Below are 22,910 nucleotides of genomic sequence, written 5' to 3' on the forward strand. Positions count from 1 at the left end.
AGCGGTGGATATTGCGGCGATTCCACTCCTGCTGCCCGATAAACCGATCCGGTGGCGCTATTCGGCGGCCTCGTCGAATTCGAAGTGCAGTGATTCGATGCAGCGCTGGTACTTTCGTGTCATCTCCGCTTCGCTGTCGGCGCCGATGAAGATGTCCGCCAGCTCGTAGCTGTAGCTGTCCTGGGCCGGGGCGTCGGACAGCCGGTCGCCCTCGGCGGGGACCACCTCGATCGTGACTCCCGGTATCTCGCGCTGCAGCGCCTCGATCTCCGCGGTCGTGGGAATCCGTTGCACGACCGCGTCGGCGAACCGGCGGTAATACCATTTGGCCGCGATCTCGTACGGCCCTCGGCCGCGCGGCAGATCCGGGTTCAGACCCAATCCGAGCCGGACCATGCAGTGGTGGTTGGGAATGCCGTCCACCGCCAGGAACAGGTCGGCGTGCGACTGCGAATGTCGCGGGTTGATCTCCAGGACGGACACCCGGCCGGTTTCCAGGTCACAGAAGAATTCGATGCTGAACATGGAATTCGTCAATCCCATTCGAGCGATGACGCGCTCGGAGATGTCGGCCATGCGCGCCACGATGGCGGGCGGCAGCTGGGACGGATACTGGTGACGGAGGAAGCAGGGGCTGCCGGGGTAGTCGATCGAGTCCAGCGCGCCGTTGACTACCACTTCCCCTTGATACACATAGCCTTCGGTAGCAGCCTGAACGCCGGTGAGGGTCTCTTCCGCCAAGCACGCCTGGCCGCCGATATCGGCGATTTCCGCAGGCAGGTCGACCTGGTCGAGAACGAATTCGAACGGCTTGCCCACCCGGCTCACGCCCTCCCGGATCTGCCCGACCGCGCCGGCGAACTCCTGATCGTCGTCGACGTGGAAGGCCAGCTCCGAGGAGAACGACTTGACCGGCTTGAGCCACACCGGATATTCCATGCCTTCGGGTAGGCGGGGTTCGCCCTCGAGATCCACGATTCCGAACTTCGGCAGGTCATCGAGTACCTTGCTCTGTTCCACCCTGCTCCAGTATTTGTGCTCGCATTTGACGATCGCCCCGAGATCGGCGCTGGGCAGCCCCCGGGGAGCGCACAGCATGGGGACCAGCGCGGTGGTCGGGAAGTCCCAGAACCCGACGATCGCCCCGATCGCTCCGTCGAAATCGTCGAGCTCCTGCTGCGCCTTGTGCAGCAGATCCTCGATCGGGATCTGACCTTCCTGGGTCTCGGCCACGCTGAGCAGCGAGTGGAATCGGTATCGCTCCGCGCCCGGGATCTGCTCCAATGTTCGCAGGTTGCCCTCGTCCAGGGCGATCACGAAGACGTCGATCGGGTCCATCGGATACCTCACCTCCGCTGCACGAGCCGGACCAGCTCGCGCATCGCGTGTCGTGCCTCCGGAATGTCCGCCAGCAGCCATGCGTGGAACATTCCCTCGTATTCGAAGTAGCCGAGTTCGACGCCTTCGTCGACGCAGCGCGCGCGAAACCGGCGGGCGTCCGCCAGCAGGACGTCCCGGGTGCCGATGAACAGGCTCAGCGCACCGGGCGTCGCGGCGGGTGCGTTCAGCGGGCTGATCGACGGATCCGACCGGTCGCACCGGCCCGCATACAGGCGTCCGGCCTCGGCCAGACCCTCGACGCCGAGATAGGGATCGTCCGGGTCGAGGTCCCGGGTGGCCGGATCGGTCATGGTGACGTCGAGCCACGGCGAGATCAGCACGACCTCCTTCGGCGCGGCCTCGCCCGCGGCACCGATCTTGCGGGCCAGCACCAGCGCCAGCGCGCCACCGGCCGAATCACCCATGAACACCTTGTCTTCCGGCGCGGTGTCGGCGAAGGCCGCATCGTGCGCGGCGGCCACCATCGCAACGGTGTCATCGGCGTGATACTTCGGGGCGAGCGGATAGAGCGGCACGGTGACCGTGCATCCCGCCCGATCCACCAAGCGCGAGAGGAACTTCCAGTGATCGCGCTGGATCTGATGGACGTACGCGCCGCCGTGCAGATAGAACACGTGCCGGGTGCTGCTGCCGTGCCGGGGGCGAATCGTGTACACCGGCCGCCCGTGAATCTCCCGGCGCGTCACCCGGTGTCGCCGGTGCAGCGACGCGGGTGGCCGATCCCGGGACGGCCGTTGGCTTTTCGGCAGACTCTCGCACAGCGCGTCCGCGTCGGCGAAGGTCCGCTTGGCACGGGTCAGCCGCAGCGCGGCGATGAACATCCGCGCCCGCAGGCTCGGCGTCCCGGAGATCCTCGACGTCCCGGGGATCGATGTGCTGGCGGGCCGACGGTCAGACATGGTCACGGGGAATCGTCTTGTACCAGTTGCGGGAATACGTTCGCTTCTTTCCCTCGAACCCGTCGAGCTGCGCATGCACAACGAAATCGGTGGGGGTGCAGGTCACTTGGGTTCGAGTCTCGGTTCTCGCCAGCCAGTCGCCGCGAGCGAAACTCATCGACCAGGTGGTTTCGGCCGTGGCGGAACAGAAGTCGTCCGCCTGCCAGCTGTACCGCTCGCGGACCCTGCGGTCGACCCGGAGATCCTGTTCGTCGAAACGAACCGAACCGGCGTCCTTGACGACGTTCAGCGCCGAACGGTAGTCGACCATATCGCGGGAGACGGTCCATTCCTGTTCGCCCGGGGTGATCTGGGTGCTCGGCATCGGCGGCGAGCCCTCCGGCTCACCGAACGGTTGCGGCGCGATCTCGTCGGATTCCGCGGTCGGCCGGATCGGCAGCCGCAGGCTGCTGCCCTCGGTGTGGACGGTGAGCCGCGCGGGTTCCGGCGGCGGCCAGGCCAGCGGCCAATACGACGTCGACACCGACAGCCGGATGCGGTGACCGGCGGGAAATGCCTGCGCCACCGCGTTCAGGTCCACGGTGACGCGGTACCGCTCGCCGGCCGCCAGCGGCTTCGGTTCGTCGTGGCCGTCCCGATGGGTCAGGTTGAGCAGTCCGTAGGTCACCCGCGTCGCCCGGCCGTCCGGGGCCACATCGGACAACCTGGCCGCGACCATGGCCACCGGCTTGTCGGCGGACACCTCCAGCGTCAGCACCGGCGCGCCCAGGATCTCGCACCGTTCGGGCAGATCGTCGGTGTCGAACACCAGCGAGCCGCCGTCCTCCTCACGCTGGTCGTAGGGCAGGTCCGGCGGGGCGCTGTAGGACGCCCACTTCCCGGCGAATTGCCCTACCGACAAAGGAGATTCGACCAACAGATCGGCCGCCGGCACGTCCTCGCCCGGCCGCGCGATCCGATACCGGGACAGCGGGCACTCGACGGTCCGGATGTGCGGCGACGGCCAGACCGGTTCGCCGACCCAGCGGCCCGGCCGCTCCTCGTAGGCCGTGGACGGCGGCACGCTCTCCTGCATCCAGGTGCACAGCATCGGTCCGTCCATCACACCGTTATCGATGTCCTTGAGCCAGTGGTCCCACCAGCGCACCACCTCCTGGAGATAGCCGATGGCCGGCCCGGGCTCGCCGAGGTGCGGGTACTTGTGGCACCAGGGCCCGATCAGTCCCTTGCGCGGCACGTCCAGGTGGGCAAGCAGCCGGGCGACCGCATTCGAATAGCCGTCGGCCCATCCGCTGGAGGCCAGCACCGGAATCCGCACATCGGCATAGTTCTCGCACACCGACGCCCATCGCCAATAATCGTCCCGGCGTTGGTGCGCAAGCCAATTCGCCGCCCAGAGGCTGCAGTTCTCCAGGCGTTCCAGCCACATGCCGCGCCAGCGGTCGCCCACCAGCGCGGGGTCGGGGGGCAGCGTGCTGTAGGCGAACATGGTCGCCGACTCGGCGATATTGTCCGACAGTAATGCCCCGCCCATGTAGTGCATATCGTCGGAATACCGGTCGTCGGTGAACGAGGAAATGACGATGGCGCGCAGTGCGGGCGGGCGGCGCGCGGCGATCTGGAGGGAGTTGAATCCACCCCAGGAAATGCCCATCATGCCGATGCGGCCGTCACACCACGGTTGTTCGGACATCCATTCCAGGACGTCCTCGGCGTCGAGATGCTCCTGTTCGAGGTACTCGTCCGCGAGAACGCCCTCGGATTCCCCGGTGCCCCGCAAATCGACTCGGACACAGGCATATCCGTGCCCGGCCAGATACGGATGATGAACAGAATCGCGCACCGCGGTCAGATCCCGCTTGCGGTACGGGATGTATTCCAGAACACCGGGAACCGCCTGGCCGGCGACCGGCCGCCAGATCTTCGCCGCCAATCTGGTCCCATCGGATGTCGGAATCCAGACGTGTTCGTCCACGGTGATGTCCTGCGGCAGCGCCGTCACCGTCCGCATCGGTCCTCCTGGGCGGAGTAGACATCACTCACGCCTTCGGTGGTCATCGCAGATCCTTTCCGCTCGGCGGCTCCGGGAGAAGTGCGTGGCTTTTCGCGAAAAGCGCTGGGCCCTACGCCGATCGGTACCGGCGCTCGTGCCAGGCGCGCAGCGAGCCCAGTGCCGGACCGGCGGGATGATCGTGGCTGGTGGTCTTGCGGCTACCGATCTCCTCACCACCGTCGCGAACGAGGGTGTAGCAATCCATGGAACACACGTGATAGACGAGGCCACCGAAGGTGACGCACCGACACTCGCGCGAGCACGGCCGCCCGCAGTGGTCACAACTGTCGGCCGTCACGTCGGAGGGACGTGGGGGCCGACATGCCGCACCGTCATCGATCTCGCGACGAGTACGGGCACGCCGGATGGCTTCCGCTGTCGTAGTGGCCGGTACCGCTCCCATGGTGGCCTCCCTGGTCGCATTGGCCGATCCTGCCGATCGCCTGCCATTCGCGTCTTACCCGGACGTCGCCCCACCAAACAGGTCCCTAGACAAACATTGCGCCCCTTCGGTTCCCGCGCTTCCCCGTCCTGGCATCGACTGCCCTGCGGGCTACCGGCCGGGCAGCGGGCGGCACCAACGTCCCGAAGTGCGGTGACCGAGGTATGGATATTCGTCCTGTCCGCTCTCGGATCGGCGGGGGCGCTGTCACTCGCGGTGCGGTGGTGGCCGCGCCGCATCCCGAAGGGCCACAGCGTCCACGAGAGCCGCCGGCGCATCGAGGAGGACGACCGGTCCGACGACGCGCCGGATCGGTGGAACGAGTCCGGCCGATGAAGCTTCGATCGAAGCGGGAACGGCGGATGCCCCTGCCTCGCGGGTGACACGGGACCGGAGGAGCGGGGCCGCGAACAGACACGCGAGCGAGAACGCTGGGCAGCGGTTTCATCCAGAACGGGTGAGCCGCCGTGGATGGGGTCCGGCGACACTGGCCGTTATGCCAGGCGGGCGGATGCTCGGGTGTTGCGCCGTTGCTCTCGCATCGGCCGCTCCTTCGCGAGGAGGGGAGCAGGGCCGTGCAGCAGCTGATTCCCGGTAGTCAGCGCCGGTCGCTGGCCGAGCTGACCGACCGGCTCGATCTGTCGGCGGGTGATGCTTCGGCGAAGCGGTCGGCGTTCTGGATCATGCTCGTGTTGTCGGCGGTGATCGCGATCTCCGGAGTGATCGGTGACTCCACCGCGACGGTGATCGGGGCGATGATCGTTGCGCCGCTGTCGGTTCCGATTCTCGGTGTCGCGCTCGGGATCGCGACCGCGCAGGGGCGGCTGGTCGGGCGCAGCGTGCTGCTGGTGCTGGCCGGTGTCGCCGTGGTTGTCGCGCTGGGGTTCCTGTTCGCGCAGCTGCTGCCGAATCCCGTGAACGTGCTGTCGAATTCGCAGGTGCTGGGGCGGACGTCGCCGAAGCTCATGGATCTCACCGCGGCGCTCGCCACCGGGTTGGTCGCCGCCATCGCGATCACCCGCCGCGATGTCGGCGACGTGCTGCCCGGGGTCGCCATCGCGATCTCGCTGGTGCCGCCGCTGGGGGTGGTGGGCGTGTGCCTGGGGTCGGGTGCGCCGGCGCTGGCGCTGGGCGCGCTCGTGTTGTTCGCGTCAAATGTGCTCGCCATGATCATCACCACCACCGCGGTGCTGGTGATCGCCGGATACGGCCACGAGGCGGGGGCGGCCACCGCGCGGCGCGGGCGGGCGTACGCCGTGCTGGTCGCGGCTCTGGTGCTGGTGGCGATCCCGATGGTGGTGAACTCGCTGACGACGTTGTGGGCGGGGCAGATCGCGGACGCGGCCGAGGATTGGCTGCGCGACTCGCCGGGAGCCGAGGTCACCGACGTGACACTGCACAGCGACACCGCCACGATCTCAGTGCTGGGCCCGGAGGAGCTGCCGCCGGTCGAGGATCTGCACCGCGCGGTCGACGACCTGGTGCCCTGGAACCCCGGGGTGGTCGTCGTGCACACCGTGGGCAACCGCGTTTCCGACCGGTGAACCCCCGCCGACCTCCGACCCCACCGACCTCATCCGCTGCGGGTGATGTCCGGGCCCGTGCCGCGGCGAAGACTCCGACATTATCCGTCCCTACGCCCGGATCCGGAGGACAGCGATGGACAAGACGGCGAAACCCTCGGTCGTGTCGCGCATCTCGATGAACCAATGGCTGGCGATCGTGTTGACGGTGCTGGCCGTGGTGTTCATCGTCGAGAACCGCAACCGGGTCGACATCGAGTTCCTGCTGATCACGATCCGCTCACCGATGTGGCTGATCCTGCTGGTGATGTTCGTCGTCGGCTGGCTCGCGGGCATGCTGGCCCGGCGCGTGCGGCGCTGATCCACTCCTCGCGGGCGTTGATCCACTCCGCGCCTCGGAGTTACCGACGGTGATCGGTGTCCTCCCCCGGCGGCACCTCGGTCAGGTCGGCGACGGCGGCCCCGACCGTCGGGTACACACCGATCGGTGCGCCGGTTTTCGCGATGTCCAGGGCGTCGCCGAACTGGCCGACGAACCGCGCGACGCGGAAGTCGATGCCGCGCCGGGCGAGACCGTCGCGCAGGTCGCCGAGCATGGCGGCCGCGGTGACGTCGATGGTCGGCGAGGTCTCGGCGTCGAGGACGACGAGTTCGGTGCGGTCGGTGCACAACTGCTCGATGCGATGACGGACGTGGTCGGCGTTGGCGAAGTACAGCCCGGACTCGACGCGCACCACCAGCAGGTCCGGGCGCTGCCGCAGGTGCGGGTGGCGGTCCGCGTCCAGCCACAGCGTGCCCTGTTTCACGACCGGGGCGACGTGCGGCCGGGAACTGCGATAGACCAGCAGCAGGATCGAGACTCCGGTGCCGATCAGCAGGCCGGGCAGGGTGTCGAACAGCAGCACGCCCACCATGGCTGCCACCGCGGCGGTGAAGTCCGCGCGGGCCGCCTTGCCGTAGATTCCGGCCAGCCGCACGGTCCACACCCGGTACAGCCGCCGCAGCGCCGCGATATCGACCAGTTCGATCACGGCGGCGATGACCACACCGGCGAGGGTGGCGTCGGGCAGATCTTCGAACAGTCCGGTCAGAAACAGCAGCGTGAGCACGGTCAACGCGGCCACCACGAGACCGCTCAGCTGGCTCTTCGCGCCGGCCGAACCGTTCACGGCGGTCTTGGACAGGCTGCCGTTCACCACCATCCCCGCCGCCAGCCCGGACCCCAGGTTGGCCGCGCCGACCCCGAGCAGTTCGCGGTTGGGGTCCACCTCGTAACCCGCCTTGGCCGCATAGGTTTTCGCCGCTCCCAGCCCCTCGGCGAATCCGATCAGCAGCACCCCGACGGCGGGGCCGAGCAGGTCGAGATAGTCGTGGAAGTCGACGCCGCCGGGCAGCCCCAGCGACGGCAGGCCGGAGTCGATGTGGCCGACGATGTCGACGCCCTTGTCGTCCAGGTCGAACACCGCGACCGCGCCGATGCCCAGCACGACCGCCAGCAGCGAGCCCGGCACCAGCGGCAGCCAGCGTTTGAAGCCCATCACCACGATCAGGCTCAGCAGGCCGACAAGCAGTGTGCGCCAGTGGGTTTCACCGAGATCGGTGAGCACTCCCCACGCCTGTTCGAAGAAGTTGCCGTCGTGCTTGTCGATGCCGAGCAGCTTCGGCACCTGGCCGACGATGATGGTGAGGGCCAGCCCGACGATGAATCCCTTCAGCACCGGCTCGGAGATGAACGACGCCACGAACCCGAGCCGAACAGCCCCGGCCACCAGCCCCATCAGACCGGTCGCCACCGCCAGGGCGGTCGACAGCGCGATGTAGTGGCCGCCGTCGGCACCGGCGAGCGGCGTCACGATGGCGGCCGACAACGCCGCCGTCGCCGACATCGGCCCCACCACCAGATGCCGCGAGCTGCCCGCCAGGGCGTAGAGAACCAGCGCGGGAACGGCCGCATACAGCCCGACGACCGGCGGCACCCCGGCGATCGACGCATAGGCCAGCGCCTCCGGCACCAGCACCGCCCAGACGGTAAGTCCGGCAAGCACATCGGCGCGCAGCCATGGCCGCCGGTACCCGTGCAACGACTCGAACACCGGCCATTTGGTCGTCATCGCACCACCGCCCCGCCGGCCCGCGTCACAGCCCGCCGATGCCCTTGCCGAGCACGACGGTTCCCATCACCAGCAGCACGATCGCGAGCACCGCATGGTTGTTGGCCTGCAACCAGTTCCGCGCGCGGCCGAGGGTGCCGCGCAGCCGGTCCGCCGCCAGCAGATAGCCGAGCACGACGGCCAGCACGGTCGCCGCGGCGAGCACGGTGAAGATCACGACCGCGCCGGTCTTCCCGCCGGCCCCGAGCCCGCTGGTTCCGATCGCCACCCCGGCCGACACGCACAACAGCAGGTTCTTCGGGTTCACCACCGCCAGCACCGCACCCAGACCCAGCGCCTTGACCGGGGTGAGTTCGTCGATGGCCTGCATCCAGCGCGGTGTCGTGTCGTCCGACCGGCCGCGCCACTGGGAGGCGGCCAGCACCACCAGCAGCACCCCCAGCACGATCTTGGTCCAGGCGACGGCGGGGGACGGTTCCTGATCCCCGGTTCCGGTGAACCCACCGGCCAGCAGGACGACAATCGTTGTGCCCAGGGCGATCCCGGCCACCCATCCCACGGCGAATCCGGTACCGGACGAGGCGGCGCGGTCCGAGAGGATCACGAGGATGATGGCCACGATGGGGATCGGCGAGATCGCCACACCCACCGCCAGCGGGAGCAGATCACCGATAACTGTGCCCATGCCCCGACACGCTATGGCCGGTGCCGCCGGCGCTCGTCACACGATCAGGGTGAAATCGACGATCACGAAGCCTCACCCCGGTGGCCCAGCCGGACCCTGCTCGAGCGTAGGCGGCCGGCGTCGACTCACCGATCGTCGCGGTCGCCGGGAAGAACTCCAGCCGCACTCCCCGGCCGGCCAGCAGCGTGTCGGTCCAGGTCCGATAGATGTCGCGGTCCGTCCCGCTGAGATACAGCTGCCCGCCCGCGTCCTCGAGGCGGCGGGCGTAGTCGGCGACGACGGCGAAGAAGGTGGCGTTCAGGGTGGTGCGCCCGCGCAACCGCAGGATCACCACCGGACCGTGCGCGCCGGCGGCCGTACCGTCCGGAACGCTGCCGATCGCACCGGGCAGTCCCGCGACGACATCGGACCTCCGCGGGGAGCACGGAGTGCTCTCCGCGGAGCGGGCGTTCTATGGTCCGGCCGGAATCCGAGCGAGGGCGCTCGGGTGACATTCCCGGCCCGCGTCAGCTTTCCGGGCGCCAGGTCGCGACGGCCCAGATGACCACGATGTCGAGGGCGATGACCAGCACCGACCACCACGGGTAGTACGGCAGCCAGAGGAAATTCGCGAGGATCGACAGCGCCGCGATGCCGATGGCCGCGACGCGGCCCCACGTCGTGCCGGTCAGCAGGCCGAGCGCGCAGATCACCAGGACCACGCCGAGCACGATGTGGATCCATCCCCAGGTGGTGATGTCGAACTTGTAGACGTAGTCGACGCCGACCACGAACAGATCGTCCTTGACGACCGCCGAGATGCCCTGGAACAGCGACAGCAGACCGACGGTGATCAGCAGGGCCGCGGCGCCGATCGAGGTGCCCGCGGCCAGGCCCTGGCGCACCGGGTGACTCTCCCGCACCGGGTGGTTTTCCGCCGAGGTTGTCATTTCCGACTCCTTCCGAGCACAGACTGTGTGGAGACTGTCGCGCAGTCGCGCTGATCACGCCTCACCCGGCGAGGGTGAGCACGCGCCTCGGAGCGGCCGGCGGCCCGGCGGTCGAAGTCATCCCGAGTGGATGAGGTGCGCGCCGGACGGCGGCGGCAAGGTGAGGGCACAGGGCACATCGCCCGGGTCACCGTGCCGACAGGCATCGATCCGTGAGGAGGTGAGCATCGATGCCGACAGCCGTTCGATACCAGTTCGTCGTCGAGGGCGAGCTGTCCGAACGTGCGCAGGCCGCGTTTCCCGAGCTGGCCCGCAGCGACCATTCCACGGCCGGCACCACCACCCTGTACGGGGTGGTGCCCGACAGCACGGCGGTGCGCGGGGTCCTGGCCCGCATCGACGCCCTGGGACTCACCCTGCTCGAAATGTCGCGGCTACCGGACTGATCCGACAGGGCGCGGGATCGAGGGCAGGTAGTGATGCTCATGTGGTCGCGTGGTCGGTGGGTGTCAGGCCGAGGATGCCGGTGAGGTCGCGCAGGCATTCTTCGTAGACCGGTTCGAGGTCGGAGTAGGCGAAGTCGAGCTGGTGCAGGACCTCCATGCACAACAGGCCGTACAGCCGGATCCAGGAGGACAGGAAGACATGCGCGGCCTCCGGCGGCAACCGGTTGTCGATCGAGTCCGAGTAGGTTTTCAGCTGCTCGCGTAGCGACGAGGGCAGTTCGGCCGGGGCGGGTACCGGGAACGGGCGCGTCTGCCAGAGCTCGATGGTCAGGTCCAGCAGCACTCGTTCGAACCGCTGCCCGGCGCGGTGGCGTTCGGAATCCGGTTGCCGGTTCAGCGGTGTGATCGGGGCGGCGAAGATCCAGCCGAACTCGGCCGGGTGGGTGATCGCCCAGGTGCGCATGGCGCGGCAGACCGCCAGTATGCGTTCGCCGACCGGCGCGTGGGCGGACACATCGCGGACCTGTTCCATCGTGGTGGCCAGTTCGTCGAAGAAGTCCGCAGTCACCGCGCCGACCAGTGCGTCGAGGCCGGAATAGTAGTGATAGAGGGCCGGCCCGCTCATCCCTACCTGCCGGGCTACCGCGTTGATGGTCACCGCGGTCGACCCCTGTTCGACCAGCAGTGTGCGTACTGCTTCGTGGATCTCTTTCAAGGTGGCCTTGCGTAGCCGCTCGCGCCTTCCGCCGGTCTGCGTCGACATCGTCACCTTTCTGCCGGTTCACCGCACTCGTTGACAGCCTAGAGCATCTATGGTGTCTTAATGGTTCTAAATAATTTAGAACCTCTAGGAGTTGGCATGGAACGTCGATGGCGGGTACCTCTGGCGGTTGTGCTGGTCGTGACGGCGGTGTGGTGGCGGCAGTCCAGATCCGCTCGGATGCACGACATCGCAGGGTCGGCGGGCGAACACGCAGGCCGGTCATGAAGGCGCTCGTGGTGGGCGGCGGTATCGGCGGGCTGGCGGCCGCGGTGGCGTTCCACCAGCGTGGCTGGCAGGTCGAGGTGCTCGAACGCGCGCCGGAGATCACCGAAATCGGTGCGGGGCTGTCGATCCAACCCAACGGGCTGCGCGCCCTGGACGCGCTCGGCCTCGGCGACCTCCTGCGCACCGGCGGGCCGGCCGCCCCGCTGCGGGGCATCCGAAACGTGAACGGCGCCTGGTTGATTCGCAACGACGTCGAAGAACTCGAACGGCGCTTCGGGCCGTGGGCGATCGTGCACCGGGCCGCACTGGTGGACATCCTGCGTGCAACCCTCCCCGCGCATGCCCTGCGACCCGGAACCGTTGTGCGAGAAGTGCTCCCCGACGGCACCGTCCACCACGACGGCGGCACCGCCACAGCGGATCTCGTGATCGGCGCCGACGGCGTACACAGCGTGACCCGGCGCTCGATCTGGCCGCACGCCGCCGGCCCACGCTACGTGGGATACACCACCTGGCGCCTGCTCACCACGCCCCACACCGGCGAGGGAAGCGTCGAGGGCAGCGTCGAAATATGGGGCAGGGGCGAACGATTCGGCTACATCCCGATGCCCGACGGCCGTGTCTACTGCTATCTGATGGGTAACGCCCCGGCCGGATCCCGTACGGGACTGGATCGACTTCGCGAGCGGTACGCGCGCTGGCACGACCCGATCCCCGCCCTACTCGATGCCGCGCGCCCGGAGGCCGTCCTGCAGCACGACACCTACGAGCTACCGAATCTGCGCACCTACATCCGCGGGAGAGCCGCGATTCTCGGCGACGCCGCGCACGCCATGGCCCCCAACCTCGGGCAGGGCGCCTGCCAGGCACTCGAGGACGCCGTCACGCTCGCCGCCGCCGTGGACACCCTCGGCATCGACGCGGGACTGCGAGAATACGACCGCCTCCGCAGGCCCCGCACCCAGATGATCGCCCAGCTCTCGCGCCGGGTCGCCGCGCCCGCCCATTGGGGCTCACCCCTGGCAACGGCGCTACGCGACACAGCACTACCCCTCCTGCCCAACGCACTCTTCGGCCGTTCCATAACGCCCGCCTACACCTGGACGCTCTGAACTACCCGCTACTTCCAAACACGCTCTGTCACCGCAGGATTCGAAGAATCGGTATTCCGTGCGGCCGAAGTACTAACCGCGCGGTGCGGTGTCTCCCGGTCGCTCCGCAGACTCCACACCCACGCCTTTCGATCGCTCCGCACCCATGCCTTCCGGTCGCTGTGCAGGCTTCGCTCCGGTGTCGGAGATGAGGGCGTCCGCCCAGCGCGTGGTCGGATCGATGTCCAGCAGTAGGGCTTTCATGAGCAGGGTCAGCGGGACGGCGAGTAACGCGCCGAGCGGGCCGAGCACCCATGACCAGAACACCAGCGACAGGAATGTGACGGTGACGCTGAGGCCCACCGAATCGCCCACGTACTTCGGCTGGATCACCGACTGGATGAGGAAGTTGATCACGCAGTAGACCACGATCACCCAGATCATCAGGACCGGCCCGCTGTCCAGCAGTGCGAGCAGCGCCGGAGGCACGAGACCGATCAGGAAGCCGATGTTCGGGATGTAGTTGGTGATGAACGACAGCACCGCCCACAGCAGCGGCAGCGGCACGCCCATCCACCACAGCGCGAGCCCGTCGAAGACCGCGACGATCAGCCCGAACACCGTCGAGACCACGAGATACTTCCGGGTGCCGATCGCGAAGGCGTTCAGCGCGTACGCGATTTCGGGGCGGGCCTGCTCGACGGCCGCCATCCTCCGGCTCATCGTCATGCCGTCGATCGCCATGAACAACAGCAGGGCCACCACGAAGAACAGGTTCGAGAACACGCCGATCAGGTTGCGCAGCACCGTTTCCAGCACGCCGACGAACTTGTTCACATCGAGTCCACTGAGCATCGCGTGTATTTGCTCGGTATTAACCCCGGCGTCGGACAATGCGCCGCGGACTCCGGTCAGTAGATCATCGACCCGGTCGGTGTAATGGGGTAGTTCCGTCGCCAGCTGCGCGGCCGACACCACCAGCACCCCGACCAACACGATCAGGATCGACCAGACGGCCAGCAGCGCCACGATCATTCCCAGCCACGGCGGCAGGCCCCGGTTCTGCACCCGGCGTTGCAGCGGTTGCACCGCCACGGTCAGCATGAGGGCGAGCAACATCGGCCCGAGGATGTCGGAGAACGCCTTGACACCGCCGATGGCCACCACCGCGGCGGCCACGGCCAGCAGGACGATCAACCCCCGCGGAATAGCCCACGCACCGGTCCGGACGATCGGCGCAGGCGTCTCGGCCATGACGTCACCTTCCGTCGGACTGCGATGACGACGACGGTACGAAGGGCGGGCGCCGGTTCACCTCACCCCCTCAGGATGAAGTCGATTCGCTCGAGACCGGGCCGAAGGTCCCTCGTAATCGGGGCCTCGTTGGTATAAATTACGAAAAACGGACAGATCAGGTGCTCGTTGGTAGCTGAACCGACAATGGGGATGTCTACGGAGGCGTCGTGGTCGCATCGAAAGTTTCTGCCGGCAGTTCCGCTGATATAGCACTGCACGATTCCGCCTATGTGCCTCCTGTCCTCGCCTTCGTCCCGCTGCGGATGACCTGCGCGCAAGCCGCGCTGGAGCGCGCCACTCGCGCGGCGAACGGGCATACCGTCCTGGTGTGCGCCCCGGCCGGCTGCGGTAAGACCGTCCTGGTGGCCGATTGGCTGCACCGTCGCCGGCTTTCCGATGCCTCCGACACCACTGTCGGCTGGGTGAACATCGGTGCCCTCGCCACCGATACGACCCGGCTGTGGCCCGCGGTCAGCGCCGCACTGGGCCTGTCGGCCGGCCCCCGGGCGAGCGCGATTCCGGACACACCGGTCGACGAGGCGGCAGCGGTGATCTCCGCCCTCTCGGCCCGCACCGGCTCCGCCGTGCTAGTACTCGACGACGCCCATCTGAGCACCGACCCGCTCATGCTGGCGGGTCTCGAATACTTCGTCGAACACGCGCCACCGTCACTCACCGTCGTCGTCGTCGGCCGCTTCGATCCGCCGCTGCGCTGGCACGCCCTGGAGATGACCGCCCGCCTGACCCGCATCACCGGCCACGACCTGGCGCTGACCGAGACGCACATCGCCGAGCTGCTGGCCCAGCACGACTGCCGACTCACCGATGCCGACCTGGCCACCGTCCATCGGCTCACCCGCGGCTGGGCCGCCTTGGTCCGGATCGCCGCCATCCACTTGGCCGCGCACACCGACGATCGCGCGACCTCCATCGCGGCGCTCGCGCAGAGCCCGCGCGCGGTGGCCGACTTCCTCGTCGGCGAACTGCTGACCACGCTGTCACCCGAGGCACGCGAGTTCCTGCTCACCACCGCGGTGCCGACCTCGTTCAGCGTCGAGCTGGCCGAGGAGCTCACCGGGACGACCGCGGCGCGGACCCTGGACCTGTTGCTGCGCAACAATTTTCCCCTCGAGGCCACGGCACACGACGGCGCGCTCTGGTACACCTACCACCCGATGCTGCGCACCTACCTGCTCGCCGAGACGGCGCGCACCCGGCCCGGCCGCACCGTCGCCATCCATCGCGCCTGCGCGCACTGGTTCACCGCCGCGGCGATGCTGCCGGACGCCCTGGATCACGTACTCGCCGAACCCGATCACCCGACCCTGACCACGTTCGTCCGCGACCACGGCCCGCGCATGGTCTTCTCCGGCAACGGCGCACCCCTGCTGCGCCACCTCGACGCGCTCGACGCCGCGGCGAACGATCCGTTCGTCCTCGCGCTCCGCATCGCGGACGCCCTCGAACGCGCCGACCTCGTACAGGCGGCCGGCCTGCGGGACCTCGTCGACGAGATGCCGTCCTCGCACTCGGTATTCGCGGCATCGAATCTGGTGCGGCCCTTCGCCGATGCCGTCGGATACGAGGTCGACCTCGCGACCGGCCGCGGCATCACCGCACCGCCTCCGCCCACCCCGACCGGACACCGGGACATCGACTGCTACATCGCGCTGGCGGCCGCCGGCACGCACACGCTCGAGCCGGGCACGCGGCACGGCGAATCCCAGTTGCGGCACGCGCTGGCGCTGGCGGAACAGGCCGGGCTGCCCCGGCTGACCCTGGACGCCCTCACCCGGCTCGCCCTCTCCGCCGGACTGACCGGCTCGCTCACCCTGATGCGCGAACGCGCCGTTCGCGCCGTCGTCTTCGCCGACGACCACGACCTGAACCACACCATCGCCCTCGTCCAGGCCCGGCTCATGATCGCGCTGATGGCCTACCTCCAGGGCGACAACGACTGCCTGCGCACCGTCGACATCGTGCCCAGCGCAAGACAATTGGACGGCTCCACCGCCCCCGCCCCCGGGTGGCACGCCGACGTCCTCACCCACCTGTTCGCCTTCGACACCGCCCCGGACCGGCACACCGTCGCCGACACGCTGCGCGCCCGGATGGACCGCCTGCTCGACGAGACCCCGATCCCGGCGACGACCGGCGGCCTGCTGATCCAGGTCGCCTGGGCGATGCTGCGGATCCGCCGGACCGAGCCCGCGCGCAGGATGCTCGACCGGGCGGTGGCCGCGCTCGGACGGCTACCGGAGACGGTCCTCGTCGAGGCGGCCCTCGCACAGGACGGTCACCGCTACGCCGCCGCCGTGGAGCTGATCGCGCCGCTGCTGGCGGACGACGAACGGTTGCATCCGGTGTCGGCGGTCCATGCCCGGCTGCTGCACGCGTCGGCCTGCCACCGGCTCGATCGACCGGCGGCCGCCTACGAGGCGCTGCACCGCGCGCTGGCGCTGGCCGGCGCCGACCGGCTGGTCCGCCCGTTCCTCGATGTGCCCGGCGCGATGGAACTGCTCGACCAGTACATCGGCAGATTCGGCCATCTCGACGAGTTCGCCGACACCATCAGGCACCGCGCCCGCGCTCACACGGATACGCGCGTTCCCTCGCTGACCGACACCGAGCTGACGGTGCTGCGACAGCTTCCCTCCGGCATGACCACCAGCAGCCTGGCCACGGATATGGGCGTCTCGATCAACACCGTCAAGACCCATCTCCGCGGGATCTATCACAAGCTGGGCGTGCGCACCCGCGCCGACGCCATCGCGCACGCCCGCACCCTCGGCCTGATCTGACCGCCGACCCGGTTTCACCCGAATCGGATGATGTGTGGAGCAACCGTTTTCCGCACGATCGGATCATGGCTGACAACAGCGATCGGGTCATGACTGACAGCGGCAATCGGGTCATCACCGATAACGGTTTGGGCCCAGTGGAACTGGCAGTACTCACCTTCCCCGGCAGGCGAGCCGCACCGCCGGTGGTCGATGCGCTGCGGGAGGTGGTGGACCACGGCGACGCGACGATCATCGACCTGATCTATCTCGCGAAGGACGAGGCCGGTCGCGTCGAGCAGGTCGAGGTGGACGAGCCGCTGCAGGACCTCGGGCTCGACGGCCTGCCCGTGGAACCGCGCGGTCTGGTCAGCGACGCCGACCTCGACATCGTCCGGGCCTCGATGGACCCGGGCACCTCGGCCGTCGTCGTCGTGTACGAGCAGACCTGGGCGCGCCGGCTCGCCACCACCATCGCCGAGGCGGGCGGCGAGCTCGCCCTGCACGTCCGGATCCCCCGCGACGCCGTCGACGCGGCGCTCGCGGTCTCGTGAGAAGGGAACTGCCCCATGGTATTTCGCGCAGGACGCATCGGCCGCCCGGGCCTGCTCGGGGCGGTCGCGCGCACCGCGGTCGTGGCCGGAACCGCCCGGGCCACTGCCAATGCCGTCGATCGCCACAGCCAGCAGCGCAACGCCGAACAGCAGGCATACACCCAGCAGCAGGCGTACGCCCAGCAGCCGGCCCAATACGCGCCGCCGCCCGCGGCACCCGATCAGCCCGGTGACGACCTGGTCGACAAGTTGCAGCGGCTCGGCGAGCTGCACGCGTCGGGCGCGCTGTCCGACCAGGAGTTCGCGGCCGCGAAGGCGCAACTGCTGCGGTGACCGATACCGGCGCACACGGTCCGGCGTCGCCCGCAGTCGTCGCCGTCCGGGCGGTCGCCGTCCGGGCGATGGCCGTCCGGCGGCCGGACAGTTTGCTCCCGCCGTGCCGAATTCACCCTCGAGGGGTGATCCCGGCCTGCTTCCCGAGCCCTACCGTTCTCCCCAGCCGGCTGCCCCGTGACGCACATCGACAGATCCGGAAACGAGGACATCATGACCATGCCGCTGGACTTCGACAACACCACCGACTTCGACGACGCAGCACGGGGATTCATCGCGGCACTCCAACCCGCCCTCATCACCACCGCCGACGGCCGCACGGTCTGGGACGGCGAGGCCTACCGTTTCCTCGACGGTGACTGCCCGCCCACCGCAGACCCCAGCCTCTGGCGGCAGGCCCAACTGTGCAACAAGCAGGGCCTGTTCGAGGTCACCGAGGGCATCTACCAGGTTCGTAACCTCGACCTGTCGAATATGACCCTCGTCGAGGGCGACCGGGGCGTCATCGTCATCGACCCGCTGATCTCGGCCGAATGCGCGGCCGCCGCCCTGGCGCTGTACCGCGAGCACCGCGGCGACCGACCCGTCACCGGCCTCGTCTATACGCACTCGCACGCGGACCATTTCGGCGGCGCACGCGGCGTTCTCCCGGACGGCCACGACTCGATCCCCATCCTCGCCCCCGTCGGGTTCCTCGAACACGCCGTCAGCGAGAACGTCTACGCCGGCAACGCGATGACCCGCCGCGCGATCTTCATGTACGGCGCCGGGCTCGGCAAGGGCCCGGACGGACAGATCGGCGCCGGCCTGGGCATGACCACCTCCACCGGCAGCGTCGGCCTCGTGCCGCCCACCGTCGACATCACCGAGACCGGGCAGGAGGAGAAGATCGACGGCGTCACCATGGTCTTCCAGCTCACGCCCGGCACCGAGGCGCCCGCCGAGATGAACTTCCTGTTCCCCGACCACCGCGCCCTGTGCATGGCGGAGAACGCCACCCACAACATGCACAACGTGCTCACCCTGCGCGGCGCACTCGTCCGCGACACCCGCATCTGGGCCCACTACCTGGACGAGGCCATCGCGCTGTTCGCCGACAAGGCCGATGTCGCCTTCGCCTCGCACCACTGGCCCACCTGGGGCACCGACAACTGGACCGGATGGCTCGCCGGGCAGCGCGACATGTACGCCTACATGCACGACCAGACCCTGCGACTGACCAACCGGGGCCACACCGGATCCGAGATCGCCGAGGAATTCCGGTTCCCGCCCGACCTGGACCGGCTGTGGGCCAACCGCGGCTACTACGGGTCGACCAGCCACAACGTCAAGGCCGTCTACCAGCGCTACATGGGCTGGTTCGACGGCAACCCGGCGCACCTGTGGGAACATCCGCCGGTCGAGCAGGCGAAACGATACGTCGCCGACTACGGCGGCGTCGACGCCGTCGTGGCGAAGGGACGCGCCTACCTCGACGACGGCGACCTGCGATTCGCCGCCACCCTGCTCAACCACGCCGTCTTCGCCGAACCCGGCCACGGCGGCGCCAAGGACGCCCTCGCCGAGGTCTACGAGAAACTCGGGTACGGCGCCGAGAACGGGCCGTGGCGCAACTTCTATCTCGTCGGCGCGCAGGAACTGCGGCACGGCGTCACCGCGACCGAACTCGACACCAGCAATCCGGAGATGCTGAGCGCCCTCACGATCGACATGCTCATCGACTCCCTCGCCGTCCACATCGATGGTCTCCGCGCCGCCGAGGCCGGCCGTCTCACCATGGACTGGGATCTCACCGACCAGGCCCGCATCGTCCGGCTCACCCTGTCCAACGGCGCCCTCACCCACCGCACCCACACCACGGCCGCCCCGCTCGTCGGCGCCGCCGATCTCACCCTGCACGTCACCAAAACTCAACTACTGCACATCTTTTCGGGAGCATCCCTCGACGGCGTCAGCACGGAAGGAGACCCCGGCGTACTGAAAACGCTCACCGGACTGCTGGACGCTCCCGATCCGCGCTTCCCGATCGTCGTCCCCTGATCCGCACGACCGGCGAGACCCCGAACGACAAGAAAGGACCGACACGATGGCTGGAACGCTGACCGTGTGGAAATTCCCCACCGACACCGGTGCCGACACCGCGGCCCACACGCTGAAGGAACTACAGTCGGAAAACCTGATCACGGTGCACGATGCGGCCGTGGTCCGGTGGCCGGAGGGGGCGAAGAAACCCAAGACCGAACAGCTGCGCAGCCTCACCGGCGCGGGCGCGCTCAGCGGCGCGTTCTGGGGTCTCCTGTTCGGGATCCTGTTCTTCGTTCCGCTGCTCGGCGCCGCGCTCGGCGCCGGTCTCGGCGCGCTGACCGGATCGATGACCGACGTCGGGATCGATGACAAGTTCATCGCCCAGATCAAGGAGAAGGTGACCCCCGGGACATCGGCCCTGTTCGTGCTGACCTCGGACGCGACCGTGGATCGCGTGCACGAGCGATTCCAGGGCCAGCAGGCGGAACTGATCTCGACCAACCTGTCCCGCGAACAGGAGGACCAGCTTCGATCGGTGTTCGCCGAGTAACCGATCCACCGAGAAGACCTGCGCGCCATGAGCTTTGCCTCATGGCGCGCGGTGGCGCCGATCAGCCGGCGGGTTCGGGGGTGGCGGGCTCGGCGGGGGCGGGTTCGAGCTGGTGCAGGAGATCTTCGGTGGTCAGGACCGCCCCGCAGCGGCGGGCGGTGTAGTTCGCGGCCATCAGGTGTTCGTCGCGGGTGAAGTCGGCGGTGGCGTCCAGGGCGAAGAACGGGTGGATATCGCTCATGAAAGCCTCTGCGGCGCTGAGCATGACGCCCATATGCGCGTAGACGCCGGTGACCACGAGCTGGTCCCGGTTGCGGAAGCCGAGCAGCTCGCGCAGGTCGGTGCGCTGGAACGCGGAGTAGCGCCACTTGGTGACCTGGATGTCGCGCGGGTCCGGGCGCAGGGCGTCGATCACGTCGGTGTCGGGGCCCTGGGCCATTCCGGTGCCCCAGAAATCGGCCAGGATGCCGCGGCGGGAGGGATGCTGATTGCCCGGCTGCATGGTGTAGATCACCGGAATTCCCAACTCGTGGCAGCGGTTTCGCAATCGGGCGATATTCGCGACGAAGGTGCGGACCGGGTCGCTGTCCGGGTCGTAGGCCGCCAGGAAATACCGCTGCATGTCGTGGATCAGCAGCGCGGCGCGGCCGGGTTCGAGCCGCCAGGGCACCTGGTTGGCCGTCACCTCCGCCGCGGTGGGCAGCGGATACGGCGCGATCGGGGGGATGGGCATGGCTAATCTCCGGGTCGTTGGTTGCGGCGGATCAGGCCGAGTACGGATCAAGCGACGGTGACGGAACTTTCCGAGATACCGAGCGGCCGGAGGATGCGCTGGAACTTTCCGGTGGTCTCGGCGAGTTCGGCGGCCGGATCGGAATCCGCCACGATGCCGCCGCCGGCGTGCGCGAGCAGGCTCATGCCGTCGGACGACAGTTCGGCACAACGGATTCCGACCATCCACTCGCCGTTGCCGTCGGCGTCACACCAGCCGATCGCGCCGGCGTAGAAGCCGCGGTGGCCCTCGATCTCGGCGATGAGCCGCGCGGCCTCCGCGGTGGGCGTGCCGCAGACCGCGGGGGTGGGGTGCAGGGCCACGGCCAGCTCCAGCGCCGACGGTCCGTCGGCCGGCACGGTGGCGGTGAGCGGTGTCCCGAGATGCCACATCTCGGGAGTGCCGGTGAGTTCCGGGGTTGCCGGGGTGCGCACCTCGGCGCACCGGTCCCGCAGCACATCACTGACGTGGTCGACGACGTACCGGTGCTCGTGCTGGTCCTTGGCCGAGACGCGCAGGGCGTCGGCGGCCTGCCGATCCGCCCGGTCGTCGTCCGGCACGCGCCGCGCCGAACCCGCCAGGGGATAACTGAACACGCCCGTGTCCTCGCGCCGGATCAGCACTTCCGGACTGGAACCCACCAGATGCCGGCCCTGATAGGGCGCGCCGGCGGCGGACAGGTCGACGAGATATCCGTTGCCCATCGGGTCGGTCGACACCAGCCGGTCCAGCAGTTCACCGGCCCGCACCGGGCAGGCCGTTCGGGCCCGAATCACCCTGGCCAGCACCACCTTCCGTACCGGATGGGCCGGATCGCCCAGCAGTCGCACCGCCGCGGCGACGCGCTGCCGGTGGACCTCCGGCGCGGGCAGGGCCGCGTCGAACTCCAGCGCGGGTGGTGTGCCGTCCTCGGACGGCCGATGGCTGCCGTCGGTCGCCGTGAACGACGTGGGCGCCCACAGCGCGGCGGGCGCGCCGACCGCGAACGGCAGCGCGCCCACGATATGGGTGACCTTCCCGCTGCGCAGTGCGGCGACCGCATCGTGTGCGGACCGGAAGACCTGTCCGGCGCGGCCGGCCGTCACCGTCCGGTGCGGTCGGGACAGGACAAAGGCGGGTTCCGAGATATCGGTGGGTATGCCGGAAATGGTGATCATCCTCTCGGTCACATATCGAGCGTGGCGCCGCCGTCCACCCGCAGATCGTGCATGGTGATATGGCGAGCGCCGTCGGATACCAGAAAGCGGACTGCGGCGGCGATGTCGGCCGGAGACGCTATGCGCCGCAAGGGGATTCCGAGCCGGTAGGCGCCAGGGTCGCCGTCCAGCAGGCTGGTGCGCGCGGGCGCGTCCAGGGGCTCGTCGCCGTCGGCGTACAGGCCGCGCAGCATCGCCGTATCCGTGGACCCGGGCGACACCAGGTTCACCCGCACGCCGCGCGGGGCGACCTCGAGCGCGAGCGACCGGGTGAAGGCCGTCGTCGCGGCCTTCGCCGCGCCGTAGGCGGCCATGGCGATGCGCGGGGTGTTCGCGGCATTGGAGGAGACGACCACGATCGAACCGCGGCCGACCGCGGCCATATCGCGGGCCGCGCGCTGGGTCACGTGCATGGCCCCGGTCGTGTTGACGGCCAGGCACCTCTCCCAGGCATCCGGCGAAATATCCAGCGCGCTGCCGGGTTCCATCACGCCCGCGGCGTGCACGAGCACGTCCACCGGGCCGTGATCGGCGGCGATCCGGTCGAATGCGGCGCCGATCCGCGCCGGGTCGGTGACGTCGACCACCTCGGCGGCGCACTCGGTTCCCGGTGCGCTCTCGCCGATGTCGCGGGCCACGCCGTGAATCCGCGGATCGCGGTCCCACAGCGACAGGACCTTCGCATCCTCCGCGAGTCCGGCCGCGATCGCCGCTCCGATACCGCCGGCCGCGCCCGTGACGACGACCACCGATTTGCCCGATTCGATCATAAAAGTAAGGTTAGCCTAACTTAAATAAATGTGTATGCTCGGTTCTCGCGAAACCGACCGTCTTCC

General features: G+C 68.7%; 23 protein-coding genes. 10 read left to right on the forward strand and 13 right to left on the reverse strand.

Translation table 11 applies throughout. The features are described 5' to 3' along the window. Positions 1 to 57: 57 nt before the first annotated feature. The 4 genes from D892_RS0107160 to D892_RS49125 all read right to left on the reverse strand — a co-directional run bounded on the left by D892_RS0107160 (position 58) and on the right by D892_RS49125 (position 4,558). The gene (locus D892_RS0107160) at positions 58 to 1,338 is read right to left on the reverse strand and encodes an acetyl-CoA carboxylase biotin carboxylase subunit family protein (RefSeq protein WP_024800587.1); all 1,281 of its coding nucleotides are present in this window, start codon (positions 1,336 to 1,338) and stop codon (positions 58 to 60) included. Between the two features lie 8 nt (positions 1,339 to 1,346). Further along, complete coding sequence (locus D892_RS0107165; RefSeq protein WP_232236308.1) at positions 1,347 to 2,300, reverse strand: alpha/beta hydrolase fold domain-containing protein; 954 nt, start codon at positions 2,298 to 2,300, stop codon at positions 1,347 to 1,349. Next, entirely contained in the window at positions 2,293 to 4,311 is a 2,019-nt protein-coding gene (locus D892_RS0107170) for a CocE/NonD family hydrolase (protein ID WP_024800589.1), read from the reverse strand. Before D892_RS0107170 ends, D892_RS0107165 begins: the two co-directional genes overlap by 8 nt. Positions 4,312 to 4,423: 112 nt before the next feature. After that, complete coding sequence (locus D892_RS49125) at positions 4,424 to 4,558, reverse strand: hypothetical protein (RefSeq protein ID WP_255360210.1); 135 nt, start codon at positions 4,556 to 4,558, stop codon at positions 4,424 to 4,426. Positions 4,559 to 4,948: 390 nt separating this feature from the next. Here D892_RS49125 and D892_RS0107180 point away from each other — a divergent pair, with 390 nt between their 5' ends. From D892_RS0107180 to D892_RS0107190, 3 genes are all read left to right on the forward strand, one after another. After that, positions 4,949 to 5,131, forward strand: a complete 183-nt coding sequence (locus tag D892_RS0107180) for a hypothetical protein (protein ID WP_024800590.1) — start codon at positions 4,949 to 4,951, stop codon at positions 5,129 to 5,131. A gap of 239 nt (positions 5,132 to 5,370) precedes the next feature. Beyond that, entirely contained in the window at positions 5,371 to 6,339 is a 969-nt protein-coding gene (locus tag D892_RS0107185) for a DUF389 domain-containing protein (protein ID WP_024800591.1), read from the forward strand. A 115-nt stretch (positions 6,340 to 6,454) separates the two neighbouring features. Further along, a complete protein-coding gene (locus tag D892_RS0107190) occupies positions 6,455 to 6,679 on the forward strand; it encodes a hypothetical protein (RefSeq protein ID WP_024800592.1) in 225 nt (74 codons plus the stop codon). A gap of 40 nt (positions 6,680 to 6,719) precedes the next feature. Here D892_RS0107190 and D892_RS0107195 read toward each other — a convergent pair whose 3' ends face one another. From D892_RS0107195 to D892_RS0107210, 4 genes are all read right to left on the reverse strand, one after another. Continuing rightward, entirely contained in the window at positions 6,720 to 8,429 is a 1,710-nt protein-coding gene (locus D892_RS0107195) for a SulP family inorganic anion transporter (RefSeq protein WP_036566808.1), read from the reverse strand. Between the two features lie 25 nt (positions 8,430 to 8,454). Further along, positions 8,455 to 9,114 carry a GAP family protein gene (locus D892_RS0107200; protein WP_024800594.1) on the reverse strand — a complete coding sequence of 220 codons (660 nt, stop codon included), beginning with the start codon at positions 9,112 to 9,114 and terminating at the stop codon, positions 8,455 to 8,457. Beyond that, positions 9,095 to 9,445 carry a hypothetical protein gene (locus D892_RS0107205; RefSeq protein ID WP_156959420.1) on the reverse strand — a complete coding sequence of 117 codons (351 nt, stop codon included), beginning with the start codon at positions 9,443 to 9,445 and terminating at the stop codon, positions 9,095 to 9,097. Before D892_RS0107205 ends, D892_RS0107200 begins: the two co-directional genes overlap by 20 nt. A gap of 175 nt (positions 9,446 to 9,620) precedes the next feature. Next, positions 9,621 to 10,043: a hypothetical protein gene (locus tag D892_RS0107210; protein ID WP_024800596.1), complete on the reverse strand. Its 423-nt coding sequence runs from the start codon at positions 10,041 to 10,043 to the stop codon at positions 9,621 to 9,623. A 230-nt stretch (positions 10,044 to 10,273) separates the two neighbouring features. Here D892_RS0107210 and D892_RS0107215 point away from each other — a divergent pair, with 230 nt between their 5' ends. Beyond that, a complete protein-coding gene (locus tag D892_RS0107215) occupies positions 10,274 to 10,489 on the forward strand; it encodes a hypothetical protein (protein WP_024800597.1) in 216 nt (71 codons plus the stop codon). Between the two features lie 37 nt (positions 10,490 to 10,526). Here the strand turns inward: D892_RS0107215 and D892_RS0107220 are convergent, their stop codons facing one another. Further along, on the reverse strand, positions 10,527 to 11,252 hold the full coding sequence (locus D892_RS0107220) for a TetR/AcrR family transcriptional regulator (protein WP_036566809.1): 726 nt from the start codon (positions 11,250 to 11,252) through the stop codon (positions 10,527 to 10,529). A gap of 221 nt (positions 11,253 to 11,473) precedes the next feature. Here D892_RS0107220 and D892_RS0107225 point away from each other — a divergent pair, with 221 nt between their 5' ends. After that, positions 11,474 to 12,589, forward strand: coding sequence for an FAD-dependent monooxygenase (locus tag D892_RS0107225; protein WP_024800599.1), 1,116 nt, complete (start codon positions 11,474 to 11,476; stop codon positions 12,587 to 12,589). A 72-nt stretch (positions 12,590 to 12,661) separates the two neighbouring features. Here D892_RS0107225 and D892_RS0107230 read toward each other — a convergent pair whose 3' ends face one another. Further along, on the reverse strand, positions 12,662 to 13,822 hold the full coding sequence (locus D892_RS0107230) for an AI-2E family transporter (RefSeq protein ID WP_024800600.1): 1,161 nt from the start codon (positions 13,820 to 13,822) through the stop codon (positions 12,662 to 12,664). 272 nt (positions 13,823 to 14,094) lie between these two features. Here D892_RS0107230 and D892_RS0107235 point away from each other — a divergent pair, with 272 nt between their 5' ends. The 5 genes from D892_RS0107235 to D892_RS0107255 all read left to right on the forward strand — a co-directional run bounded on the left by D892_RS0107235 (position 14,095) and on the right by D892_RS0107255 (position 20,106). Beyond that, positions 14,095 to 16,665 carry a LuxR C-terminal-related transcriptional regulator gene (locus D892_RS0107235; RefSeq protein ID WP_156959421.1) on the forward strand — a complete coding sequence of 857 codons (2,571 nt, stop codon included), beginning with the start codon at positions 14,095 to 14,097 and terminating at the stop codon, positions 16,663 to 16,665. Between the two features lie 65 nt (positions 16,666 to 16,730). Then, positions 16,731 to 17,198, forward strand: a complete 468-nt coding sequence (locus tag D892_RS0107240) for a DUF6325 family protein (RefSeq protein WP_232236020.1) — start codon at positions 16,731 to 16,733, stop codon at positions 17,196 to 17,198. 15 nt (positions 17,199 to 17,213) lie between these two features. After that, a complete protein-coding gene (locus D892_RS0107245) occupies positions 17,214 to 17,531 on the forward strand; it encodes an SHOCT domain-containing protein (RefSeq protein ID WP_024800603.1) in 318 nt (105 codons plus the stop codon). A gap of 219 nt (positions 17,532 to 17,750) precedes the next feature. Beyond that, complete coding sequence (locus D892_RS0107250) at positions 17,751 to 19,571, forward strand: alkyl/aryl-sulfatase (RefSeq protein WP_084161472.1); 1,821 nt, start codon at positions 17,751 to 17,753, stop codon at positions 19,569 to 19,571. 46 nt (positions 19,572 to 19,617) lie between these two features. Continuing rightward, on the forward strand, positions 19,618 to 20,106 hold the full coding sequence (locus D892_RS0107255; protein ID WP_024800605.1) for a DUF1269 domain-containing protein: 489 nt from the start codon (positions 19,618 to 19,620) through the stop codon (positions 20,104 to 20,106). A 61-nt stretch (positions 20,107 to 20,167) separates the two neighbouring features. Here the strand turns inward: D892_RS0107255 and D892_RS0107260 are convergent, their stop codons facing one another. Genes D892_RS0107260 through D892_RS0107270 form a run of 3 tightly spaced genes read right to left on the reverse strand, consistent with a single transcriptional unit; the run spans position 20,168 to position 22,844 of the window. Continuing rightward, positions 20,168 to 20,839 carry an isochorismatase family protein gene (locus tag D892_RS0107260; RefSeq protein WP_024800606.1) on the reverse strand — a complete coding sequence of 224 codons (672 nt, stop codon included), beginning with the start codon at positions 20,837 to 20,839 and terminating at the stop codon, positions 20,168 to 20,170. 47 nt (positions 20,840 to 20,886) lie between these two features. After that, positions 20,887 to 22,047 carry an isochorismate synthase MenF gene (locus tag D892_RS0107265; protein WP_232236021.1) on the reverse strand — a complete coding sequence of 387 codons (1,161 nt, stop codon included), beginning with the start codon at positions 22,045 to 22,047 and terminating at the stop codon, positions 20,887 to 20,889. Further along, positions 22,044 to 22,844, reverse strand: a complete 801-nt coding sequence (locus tag D892_RS0107270) for a 2,3-dihydro-2,3-dihydroxybenzoate dehydrogenase (protein ID WP_036566810.1) — start codon at positions 22,842 to 22,844, stop codon at positions 22,044 to 22,046. The genes D892_RS0107265 and D892_RS0107270 overlap by 4 nt, the downstream gene beginning before the upstream one ends. Positions 22,845 to 22,910: the final 66 nt, after the last annotated feature.

The sequence above is a fragment of the Nocardia sp. BMG51109 genome, from assembly GCF_000526215.1.
Taxonomy (GTDB): Bacteria; Actinomycetota; Actinomycetes; order Mycobacteriales; family Mycobacteriaceae; genus Nocardia.